Source organism: Pseudomonas sp. PI1, from assembly GCF_000812405.1.
GTDB classification, from domain to species: Bacteria; Pseudomonadota; Gammaproteobacteria; order Pseudomonadales; family Pseudomonadaceae; genus Pseudomonas; species Pseudomonas citronellolis.
This window is the reverse complement of the sequence record NZ_JWMC01000061.1, coordinates 49,180-75,529: the sequence shown is the minus strand read 5'-3', so window position 1 is coordinate 75,529 and position 26,350 is coordinate 49,180. Positions and strand designations below refer to the sequence as shown.

At 66.9% G+C, this 26,350-nt stretch carries 21 protein-coding genes; 9 read left to right on the top strand and 12 right to left on the bottom strand.

Annotation, left to right across the window (positions count from 1 at the left end; genetic code table 11):
• Nucleotides 1-616, bottom strand: a 616-nt coding sequence (locus tag RN02_RS20350) for a GntR family transcriptional regulator (RefSeq protein WP_043316248.1), incomplete at its 3' end; no start/stop codon positions are given.
• 173 nt (nucleotides 617-789) lie between these two features.
• Here RN02_RS20350 and RN02_RS20345 point away from each other — a divergent pair.
• The 5 genes from RN02_RS20345 (at nucleotide 790) to guaD (ending at nucleotide 8,454) form a co-directional block, all read left to right on the top strand.
• Nucleotides 790-1,923, top strand: a complete 1,134-nt coding sequence (locus RN02_RS20345; protein WP_043316246.1) for an alkane 1-monooxygenase — start codon at nucleotides 790-792, stop codon at nucleotides 1,921-1,923.
• A gap of 437 nt (nucleotides 1,924-2,360) precedes the next feature.
• Nucleotides 2,361-3,824 (top strand): xanthine dehydrogenase small subunit, encoded by a 1,464-nt coding sequence (xdhA, locus tag RN02_RS20340; protein ID WP_043316245.1) that lies wholly within the window; start codon nucleotides 2,361-2,363, stop codon nucleotides 3,822-3,824.
• Nucleotides 3,817-6,207 (top strand): xanthine dehydrogenase molybdopterin binding subunit, encoded by a 2,391-nt coding sequence (gene xdhB, locus RN02_RS20335; RefSeq protein WP_043316244.1) that lies wholly within the window; start codon nucleotides 3,817-3,819, stop codon nucleotides 6,205-6,207. The genes xdhA and xdhB overlap by 8 nt, the downstream gene beginning before the upstream one ends.
• A gap of 33 nt (nucleotides 6,208-6,240) precedes the next feature.
• The gene (xdhC, locus tag RN02_RS20330) at nucleotides 6,241-7,092 is read left to right on the top strand and encodes a xanthine dehydrogenase accessory protein XdhC (protein ID WP_043316242.1); all 852 of its coding nucleotides are present in this window, start codon (nucleotides 6,241-6,243) and stop codon (nucleotides 7,090-7,092) included.
• A 63-nt stretch (nucleotides 7,093-7,155) separates the two neighbouring features.
• The gene (guaD, locus tag RN02_RS20325; protein WP_043316240.1) at nucleotides 7,156-8,454 is read left to right on the top strand and encodes a guanine deaminase; all 1,299 of its coding nucleotides are present in this window, start codon (nucleotides 7,156-7,158) and stop codon (nucleotides 8,452-8,454) included.
• A 479-nt stretch (nucleotides 8,455-8,933) separates the two neighbouring features.
• Here guaD and RN02_RS20320 read toward each other — a convergent pair whose 3' ends face one another.
• Together RN02_RS20320 and RN02_RS20315 are read right to left on the bottom strand one after the other, a co-directional pair.
• Nucleotides 8,934-10,304: a DUF1329 domain-containing protein gene (locus RN02_RS20320; RefSeq protein ID WP_043266710.1), complete on the bottom strand. Its 1,371-nt coding sequence runs from the start codon at nucleotides 10,302-10,304 to the stop codon at nucleotides 8,934-8,936.
• Between the two features lie 23 nt (nucleotides 10,305-10,327).
• Nucleotides 10,328-12,301: a DUF1302 domain-containing protein gene (locus RN02_RS20315; RefSeq protein WP_052267772.1), complete on the bottom strand. Its 1,974-nt coding sequence runs from the start codon at nucleotides 12,299-12,301 to the stop codon at nucleotides 10,328-10,330.
• A 449-nt stretch (nucleotides 12,302-12,750) separates the two neighbouring features.
• Between RN02_RS20315 and RN02_RS20310 the strand changes: the two genes are divergently transcribed.
• Both RN02_RS20310 and RN02_RS20305 read left to right on the top strand, forming a co-directional pair.
• Nucleotides 12,751-13,617 carry a pirin family protein gene (locus tag RN02_RS20310; protein WP_043316237.1) on the top strand — a complete coding sequence of 289 codons (867 nt, stop codon included), beginning with the start codon at nucleotides 12,751-12,753 and terminating at the stop codon, nucleotides 13,615-13,617.
• 42 nt (nucleotides 13,618-13,659) lie between these two features.
• Nucleotides 13,660-14,910 carry a sugar MFS transporter gene (locus tag RN02_RS20305; RefSeq protein ID WP_043316235.1) on the top strand — a complete coding sequence of 417 codons (1,251 nt, stop codon included), beginning with the start codon at nucleotides 13,660-13,662 and terminating at the stop codon, nucleotides 14,908-14,910.
• 416 nt (nucleotides 14,911-15,326) lie between these two features.
• Here RN02_RS20305 and RN02_RS20300 read toward each other — a convergent pair whose 3' ends face one another.
• The 5 genes from RN02_RS20300 to RN02_RS20280 all read right to left on the bottom strand — a co-directional run bounded on the left by RN02_RS20300 (nucleotide 15,327) and on the right by RN02_RS20280 (nucleotide 20,268).
• On the bottom strand, nucleotides 15,327-16,058 hold the full coding sequence (locus tag RN02_RS20300; RefSeq protein ID WP_043266715.1) for a dienelactone hydrolase family protein: 732 nt from the start codon (nucleotides 16,056-16,058) through the stop codon (nucleotides 15,327-15,329).
• A gap of 74 nt (nucleotides 16,059-16,132) precedes the next feature.
• Entirely contained in the window at nucleotides 16,133-18,037 is a 1,905-nt protein-coding gene (htpG, locus tag RN02_RS20295) for a molecular chaperone HtpG (RefSeq protein WP_043316233.1), read from the bottom strand.
• Between the two features lie 98 nt (nucleotides 18,038-18,135).
• Nucleotides 18,136-19,365, bottom strand: a complete 1,230-nt coding sequence (locus RN02_RS20290; RefSeq protein WP_043316231.1) for a hypothetical protein — start codon at nucleotides 19,363-19,365, stop codon at nucleotides 18,136-18,138.
• Nucleotides 19,366-19,378: 13 nt separating this feature from the next.
• Nucleotides 19,379-19,825 carry a PaaI family thioesterase gene (locus RN02_RS20285; protein WP_043266720.1) on the bottom strand — a complete coding sequence of 149 codons (447 nt, stop codon included), beginning with the start codon at nucleotides 19,823-19,825 and terminating at the stop codon, nucleotides 19,379-19,381.
• The gene (locus RN02_RS20280; protein ID WP_043316228.1) at nucleotides 19,822-20,268 is read right to left on the bottom strand and encodes a PaaI family thioesterase; all 447 of its coding nucleotides are present in this window, start codon (nucleotides 20,266-20,268) and stop codon (nucleotides 19,822-19,824) included. The genes RN02_RS20285 and RN02_RS20280 overlap by 4 nt, the downstream gene beginning before the upstream one ends.
• Before the next feature lie 161 nt (nucleotides 20,269-20,429).
• Here RN02_RS20280 and RN02_RS20275 point away from each other — a divergent pair, with 161 nt between their 5' ends.
• Complete coding sequence (locus RN02_RS20275) at nucleotides 20,430-20,648, top strand: hypothetical protein (RefSeq protein WP_009619390.1); 219 nt, start codon at nucleotides 20,430-20,432, stop codon at nucleotides 20,646-20,648.
• Between the two features lie 55 nt (nucleotides 20,649-20,703).
• Here the strand turns inward: RN02_RS20275 and RN02_RS20270 are convergent, their stop codons facing one another.
• The gene (locus tag RN02_RS20270) at nucleotides 20,704-21,450 is read right to left on the bottom strand and encodes a DUF599 domain-containing protein (RefSeq protein ID WP_009619389.1); all 747 of its coding nucleotides are present in this window, start codon (nucleotides 21,448-21,450) and stop codon (nucleotides 20,704-20,706) included.
• A 301-nt stretch (nucleotides 21,451-21,751) separates the two neighbouring features.
• Here RN02_RS20270 and RN02_RS20265 point away from each other — a divergent pair, with 301 nt between their 5' ends.
• A complete protein-coding gene (locus RN02_RS20265; RefSeq protein ID WP_009619388.1) occupies nucleotides 21,752-22,282 on the top strand; it encodes a fimbrial protein in 531 nt (176 codons plus the stop codon).
• A 265-nt stretch (nucleotides 22,283-22,547) separates the two neighbouring features.
• Here the strand turns inward: RN02_RS20265 and brnQ are convergent, their stop codons facing one another.
• The 3 genes from brnQ to sucC form a co-directional block, all read right to left on the bottom strand.
• Entirely contained in the window at nucleotides 22,548-23,855 is a 1,308-nt protein-coding gene (gene brnQ, locus RN02_RS20260; RefSeq protein WP_009619386.1) for a branched-chain amino acid transport system II carrier protein, read from the bottom strand.
• A 439-nt stretch (nucleotides 23,856-24,294) separates the two neighbouring features.
• Nucleotides 24,295-25,176, bottom strand: a complete 882-nt coding sequence (gene sucD / locus RN02_RS20255; protein WP_009619384.1) for a succinate--CoA ligase subunit alpha — start codon at nucleotides 25,174-25,176, stop codon at nucleotides 24,295-24,297.
• Nucleotides 25,176-26,342, bottom strand: a complete 1,167-nt coding sequence (gene sucC, locus RN02_RS20250) for an ADP-forming succinate--CoA ligase subunit beta (protein WP_009619383.1) — start codon at nucleotides 26,340-26,342, stop codon at nucleotides 25,176-25,178. The genes sucD and sucC overlap by 1 nt, the downstream gene beginning before the upstream one ends.
• Nucleotides 26,343-26,350 lie beyond the last annotated feature (8 nt).

Sequence of the window (26,350 nt, the reverse complement as noted above, 5' to 3'; positions counted from 1 at the left end):
GGCCGTAGTCCAGAAGCACCTCGCGGATGACCGCCTCGTCGCGGTCGATCACCGCCTGCAACAGGCGGGCGAAGCTGTCGAGGAACTGGCTCATCTCGCTTTTGCGCCGTTCCAGGGCCAGGTGATAGGTGCGGCTGATGGCCGGCAGCAGGTTCTCCACCGTCTCCTGCAGGTAGGGGTTGGCGGCGAAGGGGAAGGCCGCGCGCATGATGTCGAAGCTGGACTCGACGAAGGCGTCGATGTCGCCGCGCTGCAGGCTTTCCAGCAGGCGCTGCTGGATGGCCAGGAACGGCTGCAGGTCGCCCTCCTCGCGCCAGGTCCGCGCCACCGCGCTGGCGAGCATGATGTACAGCTCCATGACCAGGCCGTAGAGGCTTTCCACGTGGCTGGCGGACAGCTCCGAGACCTGCGCGCCGCGGCGCGGCAGTATCACCACCAGGTGGCGGCGTTCGAGGATCAGCAGCGCCTCGCGCACCGAGCCGCGGCTGACGTTCAGGGCCTGGGTGACCTTCTGCTCCTGGATGCGTTCGCGTTCCTTGAGCTCGCCCCGGATGATGCGTTCGGCGAGGTGGTGGGCAATCTGCTCAGCCAGGCTGTCCGGGGCCTTGAACGTCATGGGTGTCCTTATCGCTGGAGGGCTGATGGAATGGGGCTTGCGGCCGCGAAGTGTAACACAGGGTGTTACCCGGCAACGCCCCGGTCAAGGGGCTCGACTGAACGAAGGTTGGTGCGTACGAAGAAAGGATTGGGCGCAGGATTGTCTGACAATCCTACAACGAGAATCGCGCCATGTTCGCCTTCCTTCCCCCTGCCTGGATGCTGCGCCTGAAGAAGGCCGGCTACTGGATCTGGCTGGTGCCGGTGTTCGGCATTCCGCTGAGCTACTGGTGGTCCTACGGCAGCGACCACCCCAACGCCTGGGCCTGGTTCGTCATCGCCGTGGTGTTCCTGGTCATCCCCGTGCTCGACGCCATCGTCGGCCGCGACCCGGCCAACCCCGACGAGGCCAGTGAAGTGCCAGTACTGGAGCGCGAGGGCTACTACCGCTTCCTCAGCCTGATGACCGTGCCGCTGCTGCTGGGCATGCTGGTCTACGGCGGCTGGGTGATCACCCACTACGAGGCGTGGAACTGGGTGGGCAAGCTGGGCTGGATCCTCTCGGTGGGCACGGTGATGGGCGCCATCGGCATCACCGTGTCCCACGAGCTGATCCACAAGGACCCGCAGCTGGAGCAGCGCGCCGGCGGCCTGCTGCTGGCGGCGGTGTGCTATGCCGGCTTCAAGGTGGAGCACGTGCGCGGCCACCACGTGCACGTTTCCACCCCGGAGGACGCCTCCTCCTCGCGCTACGACCAGAGCCTGTACGCCTTCCTGCCCCACGCCTACAAGCACAACTTCCTCAACGCCTGGCGCCTGGAGGCCCAGCGCCTGAAGCGCAAGGGCCTGCCGGCGCTGCACTGGCGCAACGAGCTGATCTGGTGGTACGCCGTCAGCGCCCTCTTCCTGCTCGGTTTCAGCCTGGCCTTCGGCTGGCTCGGCGCGGTGTATTTCCTCGGCCAGGCGGCCATGGCCTTCACCCTGCTGGAGATCGTCAATTACGTCGAGCACTACGGCCTGCACCGCCGGCGCCTGGACGATGGCCGCTACGAGCGCACCACCCACGAGCATTCGTGGAACAGCAACTTCCTGCTGACCAACCTGTTCCTGTTCCACCTGCAGCGCCACTCCGACCACCACGCCTACGCCAAGCGCCGCTACCAGGTGCTGCGCCACTACGACGACAGCCCGCAGCTGCCCAACGGCTACGCCGGGATGATCGTCCTGGCGCTGTTCCCGCCGCTGTGGCGCGCGGTGATGAACCCCCGCGTGCGCGCCTACTACGCCGGCGAGGAATACCAGCTGAGCGATACCCAGCGCGCCTGATTCCAACGGGTTCCACGCCTTTGCGGCAGCCACGTACCCCCGGCTGCCGTTTTTTTTGCGCCTCCGGGAGCGTAGGGCGCATAACGCCTACGGCGTTATCCGCCGTTTGGCCTCGGCTCCCGGCGGCTCCGGGGCTGACCTGGGCGTTGGCTCTGGCCTCGGTGTATCGGCGGATAATCGCGAACGGTTATTCGCCCTACGTTACTGCAATGCATCAGCCATGGCGTACCCATGTAGGAGCGCGCCCTGCGCGCGAATCGCGGGCAGGGCCCGCTCCTACACCTGCCGGTAAACACAACGCCCCGCTCCTACGAAAAAGCGCCTTGCCGGAAATAGCTGACCGAAAGATCAGAATTTTTGTTGACTTAAAAGTCAGCTTTTCCTAGATTCACCTCCATCGCGCCCCGCCCAACAACAAGAAAGCCTGGAGGCATGCCTTGATCAGGTTCCTGCTCAATCGCGAGCTGCGTGTCGAAGACCGCCTCGACCCGAATCTCACCGTGCTCAACTACCTGCGCCAGCACCTGGGCAAGACCGGCACCAAGGAGGGCTGCGCCTCCGGTGACTGCGGCGCCTGCACCGTGGTGGTGGGCGAACTGGTCGGCGCCGAGGGCGCCGAGCGCATCCGCTACCGCACCCTCAACTCCTGCCTGACCTTCGTTTCCGCCCTGCACGGCAAGCAGTTGATCGTGGTCGACGACCTCAAGCACCGCGGCGAACTGCACGGCGTACAGCAGGCCATGGTGGATTGCCACGGCTCGCAGTGCGGCTTCTGCACCCCCGGCTTCGTCATGTCGCTGTTCGCCCTGCAGAAGAACAGCGCCGGCGAAACGCCCGAAGAACGTAAGGCCGAGGCCTACGAGGCGCTGGCCGGCAACCTGTGCCGCTGCACCGGCTACCGGCCGATCCTCGACGCCGCCGAGCAGTCCTGCTGCCAGAAGCGCCCGGACCAGTTCGATGCAGCCCAGCAGCAGACCATCGCCCAGCTCAAGGCCATCGCCCCGCGCGAGACCGCCGAGCTGAACAGCGGCGACAAGCGCTGCCTGCTGCCGCTGACCATCGCCGACCTGGCCGACCTCTACAGCGCCAACCCGCAGGCGCGCCTGCTGGCCGGCGGCACCGACCTGGCCCTGGAAGTCACCCAGTTCCACCGCGAGCTGCCGGTGATGATCTACGTCGGCCATGTCGAGGAGATGAAACGCGTCGAAGTCCTCGCCGACCGCATCGAGCTGGGCGCCGCCGCGCCGCTGACCGACTGCTACGCGGCCCTGGCCCACGACTACCCGGACTTCGGCGAGCTGCTGCACCGCTTCGCCTCGCTGCAGATCCGCAACCAGGGCACCCTCGGCGGCAACATCGGCAACGCCTCGCCCATCGGCGACTCGCCGCCGCTGCTGATCGCCCTGGGCGCGCGCATCGTGCTGCGCAAGGGCGAGAGCAGCCGCGAACTGCCCATCGAGGACTACTTCATCGACTACAAGGTCACCGCGCGCCAGGAAGGCGAGTTCATCGAGAAGGTGATAGTCCCGCGCCCACAGGCCAACCAGGCGTTCCGCGCCTACAAGGTGTCCAAGCGCCTGGACGACGATATCTCGGCGGTCTGCGCGGCTTTCAGCATCAGCGTCGAGGACTGCCGCATCAGCGCCGTGCGCAGCGGCTTCGGCGGCATGGCGGCGATCCCCAAGCGCGCCCGCGCCTGCGAGGCGGCGCTGCTCGGCCAGCCGTTCAACGCCGCCACCTTCGAACGCGCGGCAATCGCCCTGGGCGAGGACTTCACCCCGCTCTCGGACTTCCGCGCCAGCAAGGAATACCGCCTGCTCACCGCGCAGAACCTGCTGCGCAAATGCTTCCTCGAACTGGAAGCGCCCCAGGCCGTGACTCGGGTGACCGCATATGCATAAGCACAACAAGACCCAGGAAGAACTCCAGGCGCTGTTCCGCGCCGACCTGACCACCGGCGTGGGCAAGAGCGTCAAGCACGAAAGCGCGCCCAAGCACGTCAGCGGCGAGGCGGTCTACATCGACGACCGCCTGGAATTCCCCAACCAGCTGCACGTCTACGCCCGCATGAGCGACCGCGCCCACGCGCGCATCACCCGGCTGGACGTCAGCCCCTGCTACGCCTTCCCCGGGGTGGCCATCGCCATCACCAAGGACGACGTGCCCGGCCAGTTGGACATCGGCCCTGTGGTGGCCGGCGACCCGCTGCTGGCCGACGGCAAGGTCGAGTACGTCGGCCAGATGGTCATCGCGGTGGCAGCCGACAGCCTGGAAACCGCGCGCAAGGCGGCCATGGCGGCGATCATCGAGTACGAGGATCTGGAGCCGGTGCTCGACGTGGTCGAGGCGCTGCGCAAGAAGCACTTCGTGCTGGACAGCCACACCCACAGGATCGGCGATTCCGCCACCCAGCTGGCCAGCGCGCCGCACCGCATCCAGGGCACCCTGCACATCGGCGGCCAGGAGCACTTCTACCTGGAGACGCAGATTTCCTCGGTGATGCCCAGCGAAGACGGCGGCGTGATCGTCTACACCTCCACGCAGAACCCCACCGAGGTGCAGAAGCTGGTGGCCGAGGTGCTGGGCATCTCCTTCAACAAGGTGGTGATCGACATGCGCCGCATGGGCGGCGGCTTCGGCGGCAAGGAAACCCAGGCCGCCGCGCCCGCCTGCCTGTGCGCGGTGATCGCGCGCCTGACCGGGCGCCCGGCGAAGATGCGCCTGCCGCGCGTCGAAGACATGCAGATGACCGGCAAGCGCCACCCCTTCTACGTCGAGTACGACGTGGGCTTCGACGACGACGGCCTGCTGCACGGCATCCACATGGACCTGGCCGGCAACTGCGGCTACTCGCCGGACCTCTCCGGCTCCATCGTCGACCGCGCCATGTTCCACTCCGACAACGCCTACTTCCTAGGCAACGCCACCATCAACGGCCACCGCTGCAAGACCAACACCGCGTCGAACACCGCCTACCGCGGCTTCGGCGGCCCGCAGGGAATGGTCGCCATCGAGGAAGTGATGGACGCGGTGGCGCGCCACCTGGGCAAGGACCCGCTGGAAGTGCGCAAGCGCAACTACTACGGCAAGGACGAGCGCAACGTCACCCACTACCACCAGCAGGTCGAGCACAACCTCATCGCGGAGATGACCGCCGAGCTGGAGGCCAGCGCCGAGTACGCCAGGCGCCGCGCCGAGATCCGCGCGTTCAACGCCGCCAGCCCGGTCCTCAAGAAGGGCCTGGCGCTGACCCCGGTTAAGTTCGGCATCAGCTTCACCGCCACCTTCCTCAACCAGGCCGGCGCGCTGATCCACATCTACACCGACGGCAGCATCCACCTGAACCATGGCGGCACCGAGATGGGCCAGGGCCTGAACACCAAGGTGGCGCAGGTGGTGGCGGAAGTCTTCCAGGTCGACATCGACCGCGTGCAGATCACCGCGACCAACACCGACAAGGTGCCCAACACCTCGCCCACCGCGGCCTCCAGCGGCGCCGACCTCAACGGCAAGGCCGCGCAGAACGCCGCCGAGACCATCAAGCAGCGCCTGGTGGAATTCGCCGCGCGGCACTGGAAGGTCACCGAGGAAGACGTCGAGTTCCGCAACAACCAGGTGCGCATCCGCGACCTGATCGTGCCCTTCGAGGAGCTGATCCAGCAGGCCTACTTCGGCCAGGTGTCGCTGTCCTCCACCGGCTTCTACCGCACGCCGAAGATCTACTACGACCGCGACAAGGCCGCCGGCCGGCCGTTCTACTACTTCGCCTTCGGCGCCGCCTGCTCGGAAGTGCTGGTGGACACCCTGACCGGCGAGTACCGCATGCTGCGCACCGACATCCTCCACGACGTCGGCGACTCGCTGAACCCGGCCATCGACATCGGCCAGGTGGAAGGCGGCTTCGTCCAGGGCATGGGCTGGCTGACCATGGAAGAGCTGGTGTGGAATGCCAAGGGCAAACTCATGACCAACGGCCCGGCCAGCTACAAGATTCCGGCCATCGCCGACATGCCGCTGGACCTGCGGGTGAAGCTGGTGGAGAACCGCAAGAACCCGGAGCAGACGGTGTTCCACTCCAAGGCCGTGGGCGAGCCGCCGTTCATGCTCGGCATCTCGGTGTTCTGCGCCATCAAGGACGCGGTGGCGAGCCTGGCGGACTACCGCGTGCAGCCGCAGATCGACGCCCCGGCGACGCCGGAGCGGGTGCTCTGGGGGGTGGAGCAGATGCGCAGGCTGAAAGCTGCGCAGGCCGCTGAACCACAAACAGCCGCCGAACCGGCATGACCTACGCTCCATGAACCTTCCGAGGTTAACGACATGAACTGGATCAGCGCCCTCGCCGACCTGCAGCAACGCGGCGAAGCCGCCGTGCTGGTGACCATCATCGAGGAGCTCGGCTCCACGCCGCGCAACGCCGGCTCGAAGATGGTGGTCAGCGCCGACAGGCTGTTCGACACCATCGGCGGCGGCCACCTGGAGTTCAAGGCCCTGCAGATCGCCCGCGAGATGCTCCAGCAGCGCACCCGGCAGCCGCGTCTGGAGCGCTTCAGCCTGGGCGCCAGCCTCGGCCAGTGCTGCGGCGGCGCCACCGTGCTGCTGTTCGAGCCCATGGGCCAGCCCCAGGCGCACATAGCGGTGTTCGGCGCCGGCCACGTCGGCCGCGCGCTGGTGCCGCTGCTGGCCAGCCTGCCGTGCAAGGTGCGCTGGATCGACTCGCGGGAAGCCGAGTTCCCGGAAAGCATCCCGGCCGGCGTCGAGAAAGTGCTGAATGACGAAGTGCTCGATGAGGTCGAGAATATGCCGGCGGGCGGCTACTACATCGTCATGACCCACAACCACGCCCTGGACCTGGAGCTGACCGCGGCGATACTCAAACGCGACGACTTCGGCTACTTCGGCCTGATCGGCTCGGACACCAAGCGCGCCAAGTTCGAACACCGCCTGCGCGACCGCGGCTTCGCCAGCGAGACCGTGCAACGCATGCGCTGCCCCATGGGCATCGCCGAGGTGAAGGGCAAGCTGCCGGTGGAGATCGCCGTGTCCATCGCCGGCGAAGTGATAGCCACCTACAACGCCGCCTTCGGCCAGGAAAAGGCCAGCGGCGAACACTCGGTAGCCAAACTCCTGCCCAGCAGCCGCCGCGCCCGTACCGCCGAAAACGGCAGGTAACCGACATTCGTAGGATGGGTTGAGCGAAGCGATACCCATCGATTCCCAGATCGAGAGAACGACATGACCAGCAAAGCCTACCGCGCCAGCATCCTGCACAGCGTCGCCGACCCCGCCGAAGTGGGCGTCGACAAGTCCTACCAGTACTTCGAAGACGGCATCCTGCTGGTGGAAGACGGCAAGGTCGCCCGCCTCGGCCACGCCGCCGAGCTGCTGCCGCAACTGGGCGGCGTGGAAGTGGTGGAATACCGCGACGCGCTGATCACCCCCGGCTTCATCGACACCCACATCCACTACCCGCAGACCGGCATGATCGCCTCCTACGGCGAACAGCTGCTGGACTGGCTGAACACCTACACCTTCCCCACCGAGAAGCAGTTCGCCGACCCGGCCCACGCCGCCGACGTCGCCGGCATCTTCCTCAAGGAACTGCTGCGCAACGGCACCACCACCGCCCTGGTGTTCGGCAGCGTGCACCCGCAGTCGGTGGACGCGCTGTTCAATACTGCCGAGAAGCTCGACCTGCGGCTGATCGCCGGCAAGGTGATGATGGACCGCAACGCCCCGGACTACCTGACCGACACCGCCGAAAGCAGCTACCGCGACAGCAAGGCGCTGATCGAGCGCTGGCACGGCAAGGGCCGCCTGCTCTACGCGGTGACCCCGCGCTTCGCGCCCACAAGCACCCCCGAACAGCTGGACGCCGCCGGCCGCCTGCTCAAGGAGCACCCGGGCGTGTACCTGCACACCCACCTGTCGGAGAACCGCAAGGAAATCGAGTGGGTGAAGGAACTCTTCCCCGAGCGCAGCGGCTACCTGGACGTCTACGACCACCACGGCCTGCTCGGCGCGCGCTCGGTGTTCGCCCACGGCGTGCACCTGTGCGACGGCGAATGCCAGCGCCTGGCCGAGACCGGCTCGGCGGTGGCCTTCTGCCCCACCTCGAACCTGTTCCTCGGCAGCGGCCTGTTCGACCTGGCGAAGCTGGAGAAGCACAAGGTCAAGGTCGGCCTGGGCACCGACGTCGGCGCCGGCACCAGCTTCTCCCAGCTGCAGTCGCTGAACGAGGCCTACAAGGTGATGCAGCTGCAGGGCATCAAGCTCGACCCGTTCAAGTCGCTGTACCTGGCCACCCTCGGCGGCGCCCGCGCGCTGGAGCTGCAGGACAAGGTCGGCAGCTTCGCCCAGGGCAACGAGGCGGACTTCGTGGTGCTGGACTACAAGGCCACCCCGCTGCTGGACTACCGCCTGCGGCAGGCGAAGAGCCTGGAGGAAAGACTCTTCGCCCTGATCATCCTCGGCGACGACCGCACGGTACGCGAAACCTTCGCCCACGGCCGCTCGGTGCACCAGCGCGGCTGACGCTTACGGTCACGCCGGCCGGGCCCTCGCTCAGGACCGCCGGCCGGTGTGGCCGCTTTTCATTTCGCGGGGGGACGGGGTCGAACCGTAGGGCGCATAACGCCTACGGCGTTATCCGCCGTTTGGCCTTGGTTCCCGGCGGCTCCGGGGTTGGCCTGGGCGTTGGCTGTGGCCCCGGTGTATCGGCGGATAACCGCGAACGGTTATTCGCCCTACGCTTGCCGGGGCTTCTGGGCGATGCGAGAGCACCCTCTCCCCAGCCCTCTCCCGCAAGCGGGAGAGGGGGCTTGTCCTCTGCCAGCTGAAATAACGGAGTACTCCTGTAATTACCGGCTGGCGCTTGACTATCGCCCAACGCCGAACGGTCCCCTCTCCCTTCAGGGAGAGGGTTAGGGAGAGGGAACGGAGTCAACCCAAAGCACAGCAGCCCCCGGGAAACTCCATTCGCGAGCAAGCTCGCTCCTACAAAAAAGCACGCCCTAGCGCGAAGCCTTCCTCCGCAGCGCCGCCGGGCTGAACTCCGCCACGTCCGGCGCCGGTTTGCTGAAGTCGGCGGTGCCCGGCTCCTCGTTGTCCAGCCACTGCACGCTGTAGCGCCGCGACTGCAGGTCGTGGAAGGTGTCCAGCGCGGTCCAGACCATGGGCTGTTCGTAGAAGTTCTTCAGGTAGGCCATCGACACCCGCCACAGCTCGCCGCGGCCGTCGTACTGGTCGACCACCGCCGCGCCCCAGCTGTCTTCGTCGAGGTACAGGGTGCGCTTGCTGTAGATGTGCCGCGCGCCAGGCTTGAGCTTGCCTTCCACCACCCACACCCGGTGCAGCTCGTAGCGGGTGTATTTCGGGTTGATGTGGCCGGGGGTGAGCAGGTCCTTGTATTTCACCTCGGGGCTGGTGACCCTGTAGTTGTTGTAGGGGATGTAGATTTCCTTCTTGCCCACCAGGGTCCAGTTGTAGCGGTCCGGGGCGCCGTTATACATGTCGGTGTCGTCGGCGGTGCGCAGGCCGTCGGAGTCCTCGATCGGGGTGTCGTAGGCCAGCGTCGGCGCGCGCCGCACGCGGCGCTGGCCGGGGCTGTAGCCCCAGGCCTGGCGCGGTTCCTTGACCTGGTCGAGGGTCTCCTGCACCAGCGCGCCCTCGCCCGCCAGGCGCGCCGGGGCGGTGGTGAAGGTCATGTAGTAGAACAGGGTGTTGCCCAACTGCTCGAAGCTGCCCTTGGGATCGTAGAAGCGGAACAGCGCGGCGTCCTGGCTGGTGACCAGCGAGTAGGCGCCGTTGCGCTGCACGCCGGTCTGCGCCGAGCGCCGTTCGATGTAGCTGCCGCGGTAGCGGGCGATGTGGTTCCACAGCGCTTCCAGGCCGCTCTGCGGGATCGGGAAGGGAATGCCGCCGTAGGCGTCGGCGAAGCCGTTGCCGCCTTCCACCAGCTTGCCGCTGGTGGCGTTGCGGAAGGTGTTGTCGTACACCCACTGCGGCGCCGCGCCGCTGCGGCGGGTCTGGTAGACCGGCATCTGGAAGCTGTCCGGGTAGGTGTTGAACAGGGCGATCTGGCCGGGGGTCAGGTTCGCCTTGTACTGCTCCAGGTTGGCCTTGGTGATGGTGAACTGCGGCTTGTCGCCGGCGAAGGGGTCGACGTGGTGGCTGCCCGGGCCCTTGTAGCCGGCCGGGGCCTGGGTCAGGCCGCCGCTCCAGGCGGGGATGCTGCCGGCGGCGTTGCCGGCCTTCTCGGCGCCCAGCGGCGTCAGGCTGCTCTTGAGCTGTGCGGCCTGGTCGGCGCTCACCGCCGCGCGGGCGTCGGTCGCCACCAGGGCCGCCAGGGCCAGCAGCGCGATCATGGGTTTCTTGGCGATCATGCGAGTCTCCATCACCTGGCTGATCAGAACGAGTACTTGGCGCTGATCGAGACGTTGTCCCGGTCACGCATGGAGTTGTTCACCCCGGCGCCGTAGTAGTTGGTGTACTGCATGCCCACCTGGAAGGTGTTCAGGTAGGTGGCGTCGGCGCCGAGGGTGTAGGCCTTGCGCCCTTCGATGAAGTTGCCGGTGCGGTCGGAGTTGCCCTTGAAGTCGTCCTGGTAGACCACGTAGGGGCTGAGCTTCACGCCGGCGAACACGTCGTTCCAGGTGCCGCTGAGCAGCAGGGTGTAGCCGTAGCTGTCGCGGCTGATCTGGTCGCCGTCGTCGGAGCCGCCGACATAGGACTTGTCCTGGGCGCCGACGAAGCGGCGCTTGCTGCCGTCCCAGGCGGTGTACTCCAGGCTGCTGCCGCGGATGAACTCGCCGGCCAGCTCGGCCACGCCCACCACCGAGTCGAAGGTCATGTGCGGGCCGAAGTTGTAGATGCCGGTCAGCGAGGCGTTGTAGGTCTCGGCGCGCTCGTAGTTCTGGAACAGCGAGCCGCGGCACAGCTGCTTGCCGGACACCGCCGCGCAGGCCTGGTCGGCCGGGGTGTTGGCGTCGTAGAGGTTGGTCAGGCCGAGCACGCCCTGGGTCAGCAGGTCGCCGAGCAGGTCGTTGGTGGCCGCGATGCTGATCGGCATGTTCGGCCGGTAGGCCAGCTCGCCGGCCACCGAGGCGTCGCCCAGGGTGGTGTTGAAGCTGAAGCCGTACATGCGGATGTCTTCGACGTAGTCGCGCCGCGCCTGGGCGTTGCTGGCCAGGTCCAGGGTGGCCAGGCCGGGCACCGCCTCGCCCAGGCCCAGCGGGCCGAGCACGCCGTTGAGGGCGGCGATGTCGGCGCCCTGGTAGCTGCGCAGGTCCACCGCCACCTGGGGTTCCTTGGCGTGGTAGTTGACGAAGTACAGGCCGAACTCGGTGGAGTTGAGCTGCTCGGCGATGTAGCGGAAGGCCACGCCGTATTCGCCGCTGTCGCGGGCGTCGAGGTCCTTGCCGATGCTGGCCACCTTGAAGGTGCCGGTGTTGGGGTTGAGGTAGGCGTTCGGGCCGGCCGGGCCGTTGCCCAGCAGGCCGAGCCCGGCCACCAGCGGATAGCCGGCCAGCAGCTGCTTGAACTCCGGGCTGTCTTCGGTGGTGTAGGCGACGTCGCCGCCGTCGGCGAACAGGTCGGTGTCGGCGAAATAGGTGCCCACCGGGTCCAGGCGCGTCTCCTTCCACTTCCACTGGTAGTAGCTTTCCATCGACAGGTTGTCGGTCAGCCCCAGGTTGAAGCTCAGCGCCTCCACCGGCACCAGCACTTCCTTGAGTTCCGAGCCCGGCAGGTGGAAGCGCGAGGCGTCCACCGGGTTGATGGTATTGATGCCGCCGCGGTAGAAGGTGCTCTCGCCCCAGTTCAGCACCTGGCGGCCGACGCGGCCGGTGACCGGGTGCTCGGCGACGTCCCAGTCGCCGGAGAGGTAGGCATCGAGCAGCTCGGCCTTGCGCCCGGCGATGTGGCGGGTATCCTGGGTGAAGCGGTCGTCGTCGGGGTAGGACTGGCTGGGGCGCTCGACGCCGTCGGTGGTGCTCAGGTAGTCGTTGCGCTTGTCCATGATCTGCGTGTCGTAGTAGGCGGTGCCACGCATGAACAGGCCGTAGTTCTGGTACTTGGCCGAGAGGTCCGAGGTGAGCTTGAACACCTGGGAGACCAGGCCCTTGTCGAAGTTGCGGTTGCCGTCGTCGGTGTTGATGTCGTCTATGTTCTCGGTGCCGCGGCCCTGCACACGCCACATGGCGCCATAGGACAGGGTGCTGTCCAGGGAGCCGGTGACCTGGTTGTCGGCGAAGCTGAATTCGACGGCCTGGACACTGCCCGCCACCAGCAACGGCAGCAGCCCCATGAGCGCGCCGGCGCGCCTGGGCGCCCAGAACGACGGGTTGCCCCAACCCCTTTCGATGCACGTACGACGGTTCATCGAAGCATTACCTCCATGACGGCCAAGATTTATCGCCCCGGGCATTGCGTCCGGCGCTGTTCTTATTCGTTTCTCGGCTGCTGGCCAGCCTGTTAGCGGCTCAGCAGTAGCACTCCTCGGATGGCGCTTGCCGGCGCCGGCTGGCTCCTCTGGCGAATCCCCTGCACGCGGAATCTGGCACGATAGTGCAAGCAAGGTAACAAACTGTTTCCCCACTTGCCAACCCGAAAGCATGAACGCCCATCGCACGAAAGCGCGATCCAGACGGATTGGACTTCAGGCAGCGAAGGCTCCGCAATGACAGGTCGCGCCACTGCGACTCACAAATCTGACCGTCGGCCCGGCGGCGGCAGGCAGCCGGCGCACGAAACGAGGCGGCCCGCGCCCGGGCGCAGCGCTGCGGCGGCGAGCGGCTATCCTATTGGCCATAGCCTTCCGGAAGCCTCGCCATGACCGCCGCCCCCTTCGCCATCCGCCCCCACGCCGACGACGTGGAGGGCATGCCCATCCTGCGCGCCCTGCCCTCCGCGCAATTCCGCAGCATCGGCCCCTTCGTGTTCTTCGACCACATGCTGGCCACCGACTTCGCGCCGGGCCAGGGCATGAACATCAACCAGCACCCGCACATCGGCCTGTCCACCCTCACCTACCTGTTCGAGGGCCAGGTGCAGCACAAGGACAGCCTGGGTTCGGACCAGTTGGTGCGGCCCGGCGACGTCAGTTGGATGACCGCCGGGCGCGGCGTCGCCCACGTCGAGCGCACCCCGCAGGCGCTGCGCGAAAGCGGCTCGCGCCTGCATGGCCTGCAGCTCTGGCTGGCCCTGCCGCGGGCCGAGGAAGGCCGCGAGCCCAGCTACAGTCACCACCCGGTGGCCAGCCTGCCGCAGAGCGAGAGCCTGGGCGTGCGCATCCGCCTGATCGCCGGCAGCGGCTTCTGCCTGGTCTCGCCGGTACCGGTGCTGTCGCCGACCCTGTACGCCGACATCGAGATGGTTGCCGGCAGCACCCTGACGCTGCCGCCCGAACATCCGCAAAGGGCGCTCTATCTATTGGAAGGCGAGGCGCTGCTCGACGACGATCCCGCGCCGCTGCGCCAGCTGCTGGTCCTGCCCGAGGGCGAAAGCCCGGTGCTGAGCGCCTGCGCCGACTGCCGCGCGGTGCTGATCGGCGGCGAGCCGCTGGACGGCGCGCGGCGGATGAACTGGAACTTCGTCGCCAGCGACCCCGCGCTGATCGACGAGGCCCGCCGGCGCTGGGCCGCCGGCGACTGGCCGACGGTCCCCGGCGAGCGCGAGCGCATCGAGCTGCCGCGCTGAGCCGCGGCCCTCCCCCCTTTCCTTCCACGTCCTGGAGCTGCCATGCCAGAGCAGAATCGTCACACCGGCGCACTCACGGTGCTCACCGTGCTGTTCTTCATGTGGGGCCTGATCACCTCGCTGAACGACATTCTGGTGCCGCACCTGAAGGCGGTGTTCACCCTCAACTACGTGCAGGCGTCGCTGGTGCAGTTCAGCTTCTTCACCGCCTACTTCGTCATGTCCTTCCCGGCCGGGCGGCTGGTGGAGCGCCTGGGCTACAAGCGCGGGATCATCGTCGGCCTGGTCACTGCCGGCGTCGGATGCCTGCTCTTCCTGCCTGCGGCCAGCGCGCAGTCCTACCCGGCGTTCCTCGCCGCGCTGTTCATCCTGGCCTCGGGCATCACCCTGCTGCAGGTGGCGGCCAACCCCTACGTCAACGTGCTCGGCAGCCCGCAGTCGGCGGCCAGCCGGCTGAACATGACGCAGGCCTTCAACTCCCTGGGCACCACCGTCGGCCCGCTGGTGGGCTCGGTGACCATCCTCGCCATTGGCGCGGGCGCGGCCAGCGAACTGGGCAGCGCCGCCGCCGAGGCCGACTCGGTGAAGATGCCCTACCTGGTGCTGGCCGCCCTGCTGTTCGCCATCGCCGTGCTGATCGGCCTGTTCCGCCTGCCGCGCATCAGCCACGGCGAGCCCAGCGACGGCGCGGCCGCCGGCCGGCAGTCGCTGCTCGCCCACCGGCATTTGGTCTACGGGGTGGTCGGCATCTTCGCCTACGTCGGCGCCGAGGTGGCCATCGGCAGCTACCTGGTCAGCCTGATGGGCCAGCCGGACATCGCCGGCCTGCCCGGCGAGCAGGCCAGCAAGTTCCTCTCGCTGTACTGGGGCGGCGCCATGCTCGGCCGCTTCATCGGCAGCGTGCTGATGCGCAGCATCCGCCCCAACCGCATCCTGGCCTTCAACGCGGTGACCAACGCCGTGCTGCTGGCGGTGGCCATCGGCGTGGGCGGCCATGTGGCGATGTGGGCGCTGATCCTGATCGGCCTGTTCAATTCGATCATGTTCCCGACCATCTTCTCCCTGGCCCTGGAAGGCCTGGGCAACCTGACCAGCAAGGGCTCGGGCCTGCTGTGCATGGCCATCGTCGGCGGCGCCCTGGTGCCGCTGGTGCAAGGTTTCTTTGCCGACCATATCGGCCTGTTGCAGTCCTTTGCCATTCCGCTGGTGTGCTACCTGTACATCTGCTGGTTCGGCGCGCGGGGGTATCGGGCGGATGAGGCCAGGGTGACGCGGGTGGAAGGGGTGCGCTGAAGGGGGCAATCGCGGACGGAGTCCGCTCCTACAGCATGAGCGAGCATGGCTCTTCGTAGGATGGGTTGAGCTTGCGAACCCATGCGGTTGCGCTGATGGGTATCGCTTCGCTCAACACCATCCTACGAAGAGCGCCTCGGTGCGGTCCGCAGGGAAGCACGGGCGTAGCGGGCCCTGCCCGCGATTCGCGCGCAGGGCGCGCTCCTACATGGGAATGGCATGGGTGGGGTAGCGTAGGAGCGGATCTCATCCGCGAATCGCGTCGGAATCTTCGGCTATCGCGGACAAGGTCCGCTCCTACGGGGGAGAAATACCATGCCTCCCGGCGACATGTAGGACCTTGTCCGCGATTGGATTCAGCGGCCGCACCGGACGCCCCGGTGTGCCGGACTTTTGCGTGGCCGAACGAAACCGCTCTACTCGCCGAACTTCTCATCCAGCAGGTCGTACATCGCCTGGAACGCCCGGCGAGCCACCTTGGCGTCGTACTGCATCTTGCCCGGAATCTGGGCCTGCGGATCGGTGAAGGAGTGCGCGGCGCCACCGTAGCTGGTCAGCGCCCAGTCCACGCCGGCGTCGTTCATTTCCTTGGCGAAGTCGAGCAGCTGCTCGCGCGGCACCAGCGGGTCGATGGCGCCGTCGAGGACCAGCACCGAACCCTTGATGTTCTTCGCATCCGCCGGGTTGGGCGAATCCAGGGTGCCGTGGAAGGACACCGCCGCAGCCAGCGGCGCGCCGTCGCGGGCCAGGTCCAGAGCGCAGCAGCCGCCGAAGCAGAAGCCGAAGGCGGCCAGCCTGGCGCCGTCGATCGGCGCCTTGCCGGCCTGGGCCTGCAGCGCCTTGAAGGCCGCCTGCATGCGGCGGCGCAGCGCGGCGCGGTCGTTCTTCAGCGGCATCATGGCGGCGCCGGCCTGCTCCGGGCCGTTGGGGCGCACGTCCTTGCCGTAGAGGTCGGCCACCAGCACCACGTAGCCGTGGCCGGCGACCTGGCGGGCGATGTCCAGCGCGCCCTGGCCGACGCCCATCCAGTTCGGCGCCATCAGCAGGCCGGGGCGCTGCACGGTGCTGGAAGCGTCGAACACCAGTTGACCTTCGAAGGACACGCCGTCGACTTCATAAGCGACGGGTTGGACGCTGATCTGGCTCATGGGGTGACTTCCTTCAGTGGGAGTAGGAAAAGCACAAAGCCCGCTTAAGGCGGGCTTTGTGTGAGGTTACCGGCTCAGGCGGAAAGTTCCACCAGCAGCTTGTTCAGGCGACGCACGTAGGCGGCCGGGTCCTTGAGGCTGTCGCCGGCGGCCAGGGCGGCCTGGTCGAAGAGGATGTGCGCCAGTTCGCCGAAGCGGTCCTCGTCCGGCTCCGCGTCGAGCTTCTCGATCAGCGGGTGGGCCGGGTTGAACTCGAAGATCGGCTTCGATTCCGGCACCTTCTGCCCGCTGGCCTCGAGGATCTGGCGCATCTGCAGGCCGAGGTCGGCCTCGCCGATGGCGAGGATCGCCGGCGAGTCGGTCAGGCGGTGCGACACGCGCACTTCGGCGACTTCCTCGCCGAGGGCGGCCTTCAGGCGCTCCACCAGGCCTTCCTTCGCCTTGGCCACTTCCTCCTGGGCCTTCTTGTCCTCCTCGGAGTCCAGCTTGCCCAGGTCCAGGTCGCCGCGGGCGACGTCGACGAAGTCCTTGCCGTCGAAGCTCGGCAGGTAGCTCATCAGCCACTCGTCGATGCGGTCGGTGAGCAGCAGCACCTCGATGCCCTTCTTGCGGAAGACTTCCAGGTGCGGGCTGTTCTTCACCTGCGCGTAGCTCTCGCCGGTGAGGTAGTAGATCTTGTCCTGGCCTTCCTTCATGCGGCCGATGTAGTCGGCCAGGGACACGCTCTGCTCGCCGGAGTCGTCGTGGGTGGAGGCGAAGCGCAGCAGGCCCGCGATCTTCTCCTTGTTGGCGAAGTCTTCCGCCGGGCCTTCCTTGAGGACCTGGCCGAAGTTCTTCCAGAAGCCCTTGTAGGCCTCGGCGTCGCTGCTCGCCAGTTTCTCCAGCATGTCCAGCACGCGCTTGGTCAGCGCCGACTTCATCGAGTCGATCACCGGGCCGGACTGGAGGATCTCGCGGGAGACGTTCAGCGACAGGTCGTTGGAGTCCACCACGCCCTTGATGAAGCGCAGGTACAGCGGCAGGAACTGCTCGGCCTGGTCCATGATGAACACGCGCTGCACGTACAGTTTCAGCCCGCGCGGGGCCTCGCGGTGGTACAGGTCGAAGGGCGCGCGGCCGGGCACGTAGAGCAGCGAGGTGTACTCCAGCTTGCCTTCGACCTTGTTGTGGCTCCAGGTCAGCGGGTTCTCGAAGTCGTGGGCGGTGTGCTTGTAGAACTCCTGGTATTCCTCGTCCTTGATCTCGGTGCGCGGACGGGTCCACAGGGCGCTGGCGCGGTTGACCACTTCCCATTCCGGCTCGGCCGGCTTGTCCTTCTCTTCGCCGTGGAATTCCTTCGGCAGCTCGATGGGCAGGGCGATGTGATCGGAGTATTTCTTGATGATGTTGCGCAGGCGCCAGCCGTCGGCGAACTCTTCCTCACCGCTCTTCAGGTGCAGGACGATGCGGGTGCCGCGCTCGGGCTTGTCGATGGTGGCGACTTCGAACTCGCCCTCGCCCTTGGACGACCAGTGCACGCCCTCGCTGGCCGGGGCGCCGGCGCGGCGGGTGAAGACGTCGACCTTGTCGGCGACGATGAAGGCGCTGTAGAAGCCCACGCCGAACTGGCCGATCAGGTGCGAGTCCTTCTTCTGGTCGCCCGAGAGGTTCTTCAGGAAGTCGGCGGTGCCGGACTTGGCGATGGTGCCCAGGTGCGCGATCACTTCCTCGCGGCTCATGCCGATGCCGTTGTCTTCGAGGGTAACGGTCTTCGCGTCCTTGTCGAAGCTGACGCGGATCTTCAGCTCGGCGCCGCCTTCGAGCAGCTCGGGCTTGGCCAGGGCCTCGAAACGCAGCTTGTCGGCCGCATCGGAGGCGTTGGAAATCAGTTCGCGGAGGAAGATTTCCTTATTCGAATACAGGGAATGGATCATCAGGTGAAGCAGTTGCTTCACTTCGGTCTGAAAGCCCAGTGTCTCTTTTTGAGTCTCCACGCTCATCGTTTCTCGCTCCGAGGATGACAAAAGCCGCATCGGGCGGCGGATGTCAGCGAGATGGGGGCTTCCTGAAGCTTTTCAAGGGTTTGCCGCGACGAACGTCATTGCGGCAGGAGTTCGATGGCGCTGATCTCCGCAGGCCGCAGGCTGTAGCTGGCCTGGCCGGCGCCGATGAGCAGGTGGCGGATGACCACCCGGCCGTTCGCGTCCAGGCCGGTGAACACGCCTTCGGCCACGCGCCCGCGCTCGGTGGTCACGCGCATGCCGCGGTTGACGTAGCGCTGCGGCTCGGCCTGCAGGCGCTCCAGGCTCAGCGGCCGCGTCGCCCTGCCGGGCTGCGGCGCGGCGGGCCCGGGTTCGGCCGCCGGGGCGCTGGCCTCGGCGCGCGGCGCCAGCTTCGGGTAGCGGTCGCCGCGCACCGCCCAGCCGCGGTTGGCGCTGCACGCAAGCTCCAGGTCCAGGTGTTGCGCTTCGCCGTCCAGGCGGAAGTCCAGCGGCACCTGCATGATCGGGCCCAGGGGCTCCAGGCGCGATGCGGGCAATTCCAGCTGGCGGCCCGGGAAGCGCCGCTGCAGGTAGTCGCGCAGGACGTAGGCCAGGGTGTCGGCGGAGTCGAAACGGGTGTCCACCTGGCCGTCGCGGTAGCGCAGGCGGTCGGTGTACAGCTCGATGCGGCCGCTGAGGGTGGTGCGGTACTGCGTCGGCAGCACCAGGTGGAAGTCGCCGCGCAGGCGGTTGGGCGCCTCGGGCCGCAGGTCCAGGTGCAGGCTGTAGCCGCGTTCCAGGCGCACGGCCTCGGGCAGGTCGGCGCCCGGCGCCAGCCAGCTGACCTCCACCACGGGCCGCGGCCCGCGGTCGTCCGGCAGCACGTCCAGGCGCAGCGGCCCGTGCGGCTGGGCGGCCAGGCGGATGCGCACCTCGCGGTGGGCATAGAAGTCCTGGCCCTCGCGCAGGCTGAGCACGCCGTCGATCAGCTCCGCCTGCTGCGGCGCGAAGGCCTGGCCATCGAGTTCGCCGCGCAGGGCGATGTCCAGCTCCGGCGCCGCCACGGGCTCGCTGCGCAGCCACTGCAGGCTGAGGATGGCCTCCAGCCGCGCGCTGTCGCGGCTGGCGAGCATGGCCAGGCCGACGACCAGGGGAATGCAGCCCAGGGCGCCGAGGAACAGCGCCTTGCGCGCGAAACCCCAGTGCCGCGCCAGGAACACCGGCGCCAGGGGCGGCAGCAGGCAGGCCAGGCCCCACAGCGGGCCGCGCGCGAACGCCAGCATGACCAGCCAGGCGTAGCCGGCCAGGATCAGCAGCAGCCCGCCGAGGATCAGCAGCGTATCCATCGCGCCCCCGGCCTCAGGCGCCGTCGACCTTGAAATGCGCCCGCGCGGTGGCGATCGGCTCGGCGCGGCTGGTCTGCCAGGCGGTGATGGCGACGTTGGCCACGCGCCGGCCCTGGCGCCACACCTGGCACTGGGCGTAGGTGTCGCGGAAGTGCCCGGCGCGCAGGTAGTCGACGGAGAAGTCGATGATCTTCGGCAGGTGCGGCACGCCCATGAGCATCAGCAGGTGCAGCATGGCCGCGTGCTCCATGAAGCCGGCGATCACCCCGCCGTGCAGCGCCGGCAGCGTCGGGTTGCCGATGTTGTCGCGGCTGGCCGGCAGGTGGAAGATCACCTCCTCGCCCAGGCGCAGGCAGCGGATGCCGATCAGCCGGGCGTAGGGGATCATGTCCAGCAGCGGGCTGAAGTCGTTGTCCTGGTGCATCTGCCGCAGCAGCTGCTCGATGTCCGGCGTGCTCATGCGCCCTCCCCCTTGGCGCCCTTGCCCAGGCGCATGAAGGTGCCGACCACGTGGGCGATGGGCTGCTCGGGGTCGTCCTGGTAGGCGATGCCGCGTGTGAAGATGACGGTGGGCGTCACCCGGTAGCACTCGGCGAAACCGAAGATGTCCTTGTGCGGCTCGGCCGGGTGCATGTAGTCGATGCGCAGGTCGAGGGTCGGGCAGATCTCGAACTGCGGCAGCACGCAGATGGTGGAGATGCCGCAGGTGGTGTCCATCAGGGTGGTGATGGCGCCGCCGTGGATCACCCCGGTTTCCGGATTGCCAACGATCGCTTCGCTATAAGGCAGGCGCAGGGTCAAACCCTTTTCGTCCGCGGCATGGGCCGCGATGCCCAGCACCTGGCAATGGCGCAGGACGGCGAGGAAGCGCTGCGCACGCTCTAGAATGGACATTTCACTCATGCGGATCGGGGCCCCGGGCTGCTCGAAAGCGCATGATACTCCGCCGCCAACGGGCCCTGCAGTGAATAATCGTAGCGTCGGCGCAAACTTGCGTTGAACTTCTGAGGCGGGCCTCAGCTCAAAGGGCTAACACCAGGAACGCCGCACATGGAGGCTCCACGATGAAAAAAACCCTTCCCTTCGCTCTGATGCTGGTTGCAGGCCTGACTCTGGCCGGTTGCGACAAGAAAGAAGAGCCCAAGGCCCCGCCGGCCGCACCGAGCACCGAGCAGCCGGCGACCCCCGCGCCGACCACGCCGCCGGCCAACGAAGCCGCTCCGGCGCCGACCACCCCGGCTCCGGACACCGCGCCGGCGCCGTCCAACGAGGAGCAGAAGTAACCGCCCGCTCCCCGTACAACGCACAAGGCCCGCATTCGCGGGCCTTGTCGTTTCTTCACTCCGGCTCTTTCGCCGGCTCCGCGTGGGGCGTGGGGGTGAACACCATCACCTTGAGCACGTCGGAGTGGAACTCGCGCTGGTACAGCACCCCGACCACCCCGGCGGTGACCAGCATGAAGATCCACGGGTTGATGAACCAGGCCAGCATGGCCAGGCCGAAGTAGTAGGAACGCAGGCCCTGGTTGAACTGGTGCGCGGCCATGGACACCACCCGCGCGGCGCGTTCGGCGAAGGCGTTGCGCTCCTGCTCGCCGACGTGGCGCTCGCCGATCATCGGCGCCGAGCCCACCAGCACCGCGGCGAAGTTGTACTGGCGCATGCACCAGCTGAAGGTGAAGAAGGCATACACGAACACCACCGCCAGGCACAGCAGCTTCAACTCCGACAGCCCGCGGGTCGGCGAGGCCACGAAAGGCAGGTCGGCCAGCACCGACACGGTGCGCTCGGCCGAGCCCAGCAGGGTGAGGATGCCGGCCAGGATGATCAGGGTGCTGGAGGCGAAGAACGAGGCGTTGCGCTCCAGGTTGCCGATCACGCTGGCATCGGCCACGCGGTTGTCGCGCAGCAGCAGGCGGCGCATCCAGTCCTTGCGGTAGAGGTGCAGCACGCTGGCCAGGCACGCGGTGTCGCGGGCCCTGTGGCTGGCGTAGCGGGCATAGCCGACCCAGCAGAAGGCGAACCAGAGCATGGCCAGCAGGTTCCACAGGTACTGGATATCGAAGAGGTCGACGACGTCGGTCATGGGCTTCCTTGGCGGGCCCTGTCGGCGGGCCGGGCCTGTTGATCGGGTGATTGAGGGAGAACGCGGCAGATAGACGCCGGATGTCGGCGGGAAGACACGAAGCTGCGTCACCTCCCCCATCGGGACACTTGACCGCCCCAAACCGAAGGCAATTCCTACAAGCAAACGAGCCTTTCCCTCAAAAGCCCTGTCCTAGAATCGCGGCGGCCATCACGGCATTGCCGGCGCATCTGTGCAGATCGCCCAGTGAGTCGTGAGCAAGCGCACAAACCCGACATCCCTCACTTGTAGTTGGACCAAAATGAAAACAATTGCCTTTGCCTTCGCCCTGTCCACAACCCTACTGGCCAGCAACGCCCAAGCCGCCGCAGGCTCGGTGGGCTTCGACGGATACATCACCCCTTCCACCTGCGCCGTCGCCGTCAACGGCCAGGGCGAACATGGCGCCGTGACCTTGAAGCCGGTCGGCTGGGAAAAGCTGCAGAACGCCGGGGATTTCGCCGGCGACACGCCGTTCACCATCACCCTCACCGGCTGCGGTGAAAGCGGCGCGCCGGCCTGGGTCCGCCCCAAGTTCGCCTCCACCGGGGTGAACCCCGCGACCGGCAACCTCCGGAACCAGAGCGGCGACGGCAACTCGGACATCGAAATCCAGCTGCGCAACGGCACCTACGCCACCATCGACCTGATGACCAACGAAAACAACTCCCCGCAGGTGGCCGACTCGGTCATGACCTTCGACTACCACGCCCATTACTACCGCGCCGGGACCACGGGCACCGTAAGCGGCCGCGTCACGGCGAAGCTGGAGTTCTCGGTGGAGTACATATGACGGTCCCCTCCTCGACAATGTGAGGACCCGTAGGGCGCATAACGCCTACGGCGTTATCCGCCGAATCGCGGACGGTTATGCGCCCTACGCTCCCGCCCCACAGATAAACACGACGTCCCGTAGGATGGCGTTGAGCGAAGCGATACCCATCACCATGGCCCGATGGGTATCGCAGGCTCAACCCATCCTACGAAAAGCAGTCGGCAAGACAGCGCAACGAAAAAGGCCGCCTCGTGGGCGGCCTTTCTCATTGCGGCGGGCCCGGTCAGGCCACGGCTTCGCTCGGTTCGCCGAGCAGGCGGTCGATCACCACCATCACGGCGAGCATGGCCACCGAGGGGATCAGCCAGGCCAGGCCCTGCTCGGACAGCGGCAGATGGGCCAGCCATTCCGGCACGGCGAAGCCGGCGCCCTTGAGCGCGTCGACCATGCCGAACGCCAGCGACACCGCCATCACCGGCGCAACTATGCGCGTCTGCGACTTCCACAGGCCGGCGCAGAAGCTCAGCGCCACCAGCACGATGCACGGCGGGTAGATGGCGGTCAGCACCGGCACCGAGAACTGGATCAGCTTGGTCAGGCCGAGGTTGGACACCAGCAGCGAGAAGCCGGCCAGGATCACCACCAGGCTGCGGTAGGACAGCGGCAGGATGCGGCAGAAGTATTCGGCGCAGGCGCAGGTCAGGCCCACGGCGGTGACCAGGCAGGCCAGGGCGATGAGCACGGCGAGGAAGCCGCTGCCCAGGGAGCCGAAGGTGTGCTGTACGTAGGCGTGCAGCACGGCCGCGCCGTTGGTTGCGCCGGCGGCGATGTCGTGGCTACCCGAGCCCAGGCGGAACAGGCTGATGTACACCAGCGCCAGGCCTACCCCGGCGATCAGCCCGGCGATCACCGCGTAGCGGGTGATCAGGCGCGGCGACTGCACGCCGCGGGAGCGGATGGCGTTGACGATGACGATGCCGAAGACCAGGGCGCCCAGGGTGTCCATGGTCAGGTAGCCGTTGATGAAGCCCTGGGAGAAGGCCGCGTGCTCGTAGCTCGGTTCGGCCTGGCCGATGGTCCCGGCCGGCAGCATGAAGGCGGCGATGCCCAGCGCGGCCAGGGCGATGATCTTCAGCGGGGCGAGGAAGCGGCCCACGGTGTCCAGCAGCTTGCCGGGGTACAGGGAAATCACCAGGACGATGGCGAAGTACACCAGGCTGTAGAGGAACAGCGGCAGCGGGCCGTCGCCGGTGAGCGGCGCCAGGCCGACTTCGAAGGACACGGTGGCGGTGCGCGGGGTGGCGAACAGCGGGCCCACGGAGAGGTAGCAGACCGCCGCCAGCAGGCCGCCGGCGACGCGCCCGATGGGGTGGCTCAGGGTGTCCATGGCGCCGCCGACCTTGGCCAGGGCGACCACGGTGATGACCGGCAGGCCGACCGCGGTGATCAGGAAGCCGAGGGCCGCCATCCATACGTGCGGGCCGGAGTGCAGGCCGACGATGGGCGGGAAGATGATGTTGCCGGCCCCGACGAACAGGGCGAAGGTCATAAAGCCGAGCGCCAGGATGTCCTGGCCTTTCAAGACGTTCATTTAGGGGAATACCACAGTGCTTAAACGGGTTTCGTGGCCTCCCAAGGCACAACAGCCGAACGGGCACGGCGCAGCCGCATCGGGGATGCCTGCGTTCATACCTGCACGGGAGATTGTTCTTGGAAGTCCGATAGCAGAGGTTTTCCATGGGCTCGTGGCCCCTTTGCTCCTGCATTCTGGTTGTCCCGCCATCCATGACGGTCCGGAATAGCCGCCGCTCCGGGTAGGAGTTGGCGGTTAGCACGCCTTCCCTTGTGGGGAACGCAGTGCTGGGGATAGTTGCTAGCCTAACGATCTATCCCGATGAACTGTACTGACGTATGTCAGCTCGTCGGCGGGATGAAAGGGCGTGTCGCCTGAACGACACTTCTTGCGACGCCTCGCCAAAACAAGAGGCCACCCGAAGGTGGCCTCTCGCGACGAGCAATAAGCGAAACGCTTACTTGGTCGCCCAGCCGGTCAGCTCGGCCAGGGCCTTGCCGATGTCGGCCAGGGAACGCACGGTCTTCACACCGGCGTCCTGCAGGGCGGCGAACTTCTCGTCCGCGGTGCCCTTGCCACCGGAGATGATGGCGCCGGCGTGGCCCATGCGCTTGCCGGGCGGTGCGGTGACGCCAGCGATGTAGGACACCACCGGCTTGGTCACGTTGGCCTTGATGTAGGCAGCGGCTTCTTCTTCAGCCGAACCACCGATCTCGCCGATCATGACGATGGCTTCGGTTTTCGGGTCTTCCTGGAACAGCTTCAGGATGTCGATGAAGTTGGAGCCCGGGATCGGGTCGCCACCGATGCCCACGCAGGTGGACTGGCCGAAGCCGGCGTCGGTGGTCTGCTTCACGGCTTCGTAGGTCAGGGTGCCGGAACGCGACACGATGCCCACTTTGCCCGGCAGGTGGATGTGACCGGGCATGATGCCGATCTTGCACTCGCCGGGGGTGATCACGCCCGGGCAGTTCGGGCCGATCAGGCGTACGCCCAGCTCGTCGCACTTGACCTTGGCGTCCAGCATGTCGAGGGTCGGGATGCCTTCGGTGATGCAGACGATCAGCTTGATGCCACCGAAGGCGGCTTCCAGGATCGAGTCCTTGCAGAACGGAGCCGGAACGTAGATCACCGAGGCTTCGGCGCCGGTGGCTTCGACGGCTTGCTTGACGGTGTCGAACACCGGCAGGCCCAGGTGGGTGGTGCCGCCCTTGCCGGGGGTCACGCCGCCGACCATCTTGGTGCCGTAGGCGATGGCCTGTTCGCTGTGGAAGGTGCCCTGCGAGCCGGTGAAGCCCTGGCAGATGACCTTGGTGTCTTTGTTGATCAGGATGCTCATTACTTACCCTCCGCGGCCTTGACGACTTGCTGGGCAGCGTCGGTCAGGCTGGTCGCCGCGATGATGTTCAGACCGCTTTCGGCCAGTACCTTGGCGCCGAGTTCGGCGTTGTTGCCTTCCAGACGGACGACAACCGGAACCTTCACGCCGACTTCTTTAACGGCACCGATGATGCCTTCGGCGATCATGTCGCAGCGGACGATGCCGCCGAAGATGTTCACCAGTACGGCAGCGACGTTGCTGTCGGAGAGGATGATCTTGAACGCTTCGGTCACGCGCTCTTTGGTCGCGCCGCCGCCAACGTCGAGGAAGTTGGCCGGCTTGCCGCCGTGCAGGTTGACGATGTCCATGGTGCCCATGGCCAGGCCTGCGCCGTTGACCATGCAGCCGATGTTGCCTTCCAGCGCGACGTAGTTCAGCTCCCACTTCTGCGCATGGGCTTCACGGGCGTCGTCCTGGGACGGGTCGTGCATGGCGCGCAGCTTGGGCTGACGGTACAGGGCGTTGGAGTCGATGTTGATCTTGGCGTCCAGGCAGTGCAGGTTGCCGTCTTTCTTGATCACCAGCGGGTTGACTTCGAGCAGGGCCAGGTCGTAGTCCTGGAACAGCTTGGCCAGGCCGACGAAGATGTGCACGAACTGCTTGATCTGGTCGCCTTTCAGGCCCAGCTGGAAGGCCAGCTCGCGGCCCTGGAACGGCTGGGCGCCGACCAGCGGGTCGATGGTGGCCTTGAGGATCTTCTCGGGAGTGTCGTGGGCGACCTTCTCGATGTCCACGCCACCTTCGGTGGAGGCCATGAAGACGATACGGCGGCTGGAACGGTCGACGACGGCGCCGAGGTACAGCTCCTTGTCGATGTCGGTGCAGGATTCCACCAGGATCTTGCTGACCGGCTGGCCATTGGCGTCGGTCTGGTAGGTCACCAGACGCTTGCCCAGCCAGTTGGCGGCGAACGCCTTGGCGTCCTCCTTGCTCTTGACCAGCTTCACACCGCCCGCCTTGCCGCGGCCACCGGCGTGCACCTGGGCTTTCACGACCCACTCGGTGCCACCGATTTTCTCACAGGCTTCTGCGGCCTCTTCGGGTGTGTCGACGGCGAAGCCCTTGGATACGGGCAGGCCGTACTCAGCGAACAGCTGCTTACCCTGATACTCGTGGAGATTCATGCTTGTCT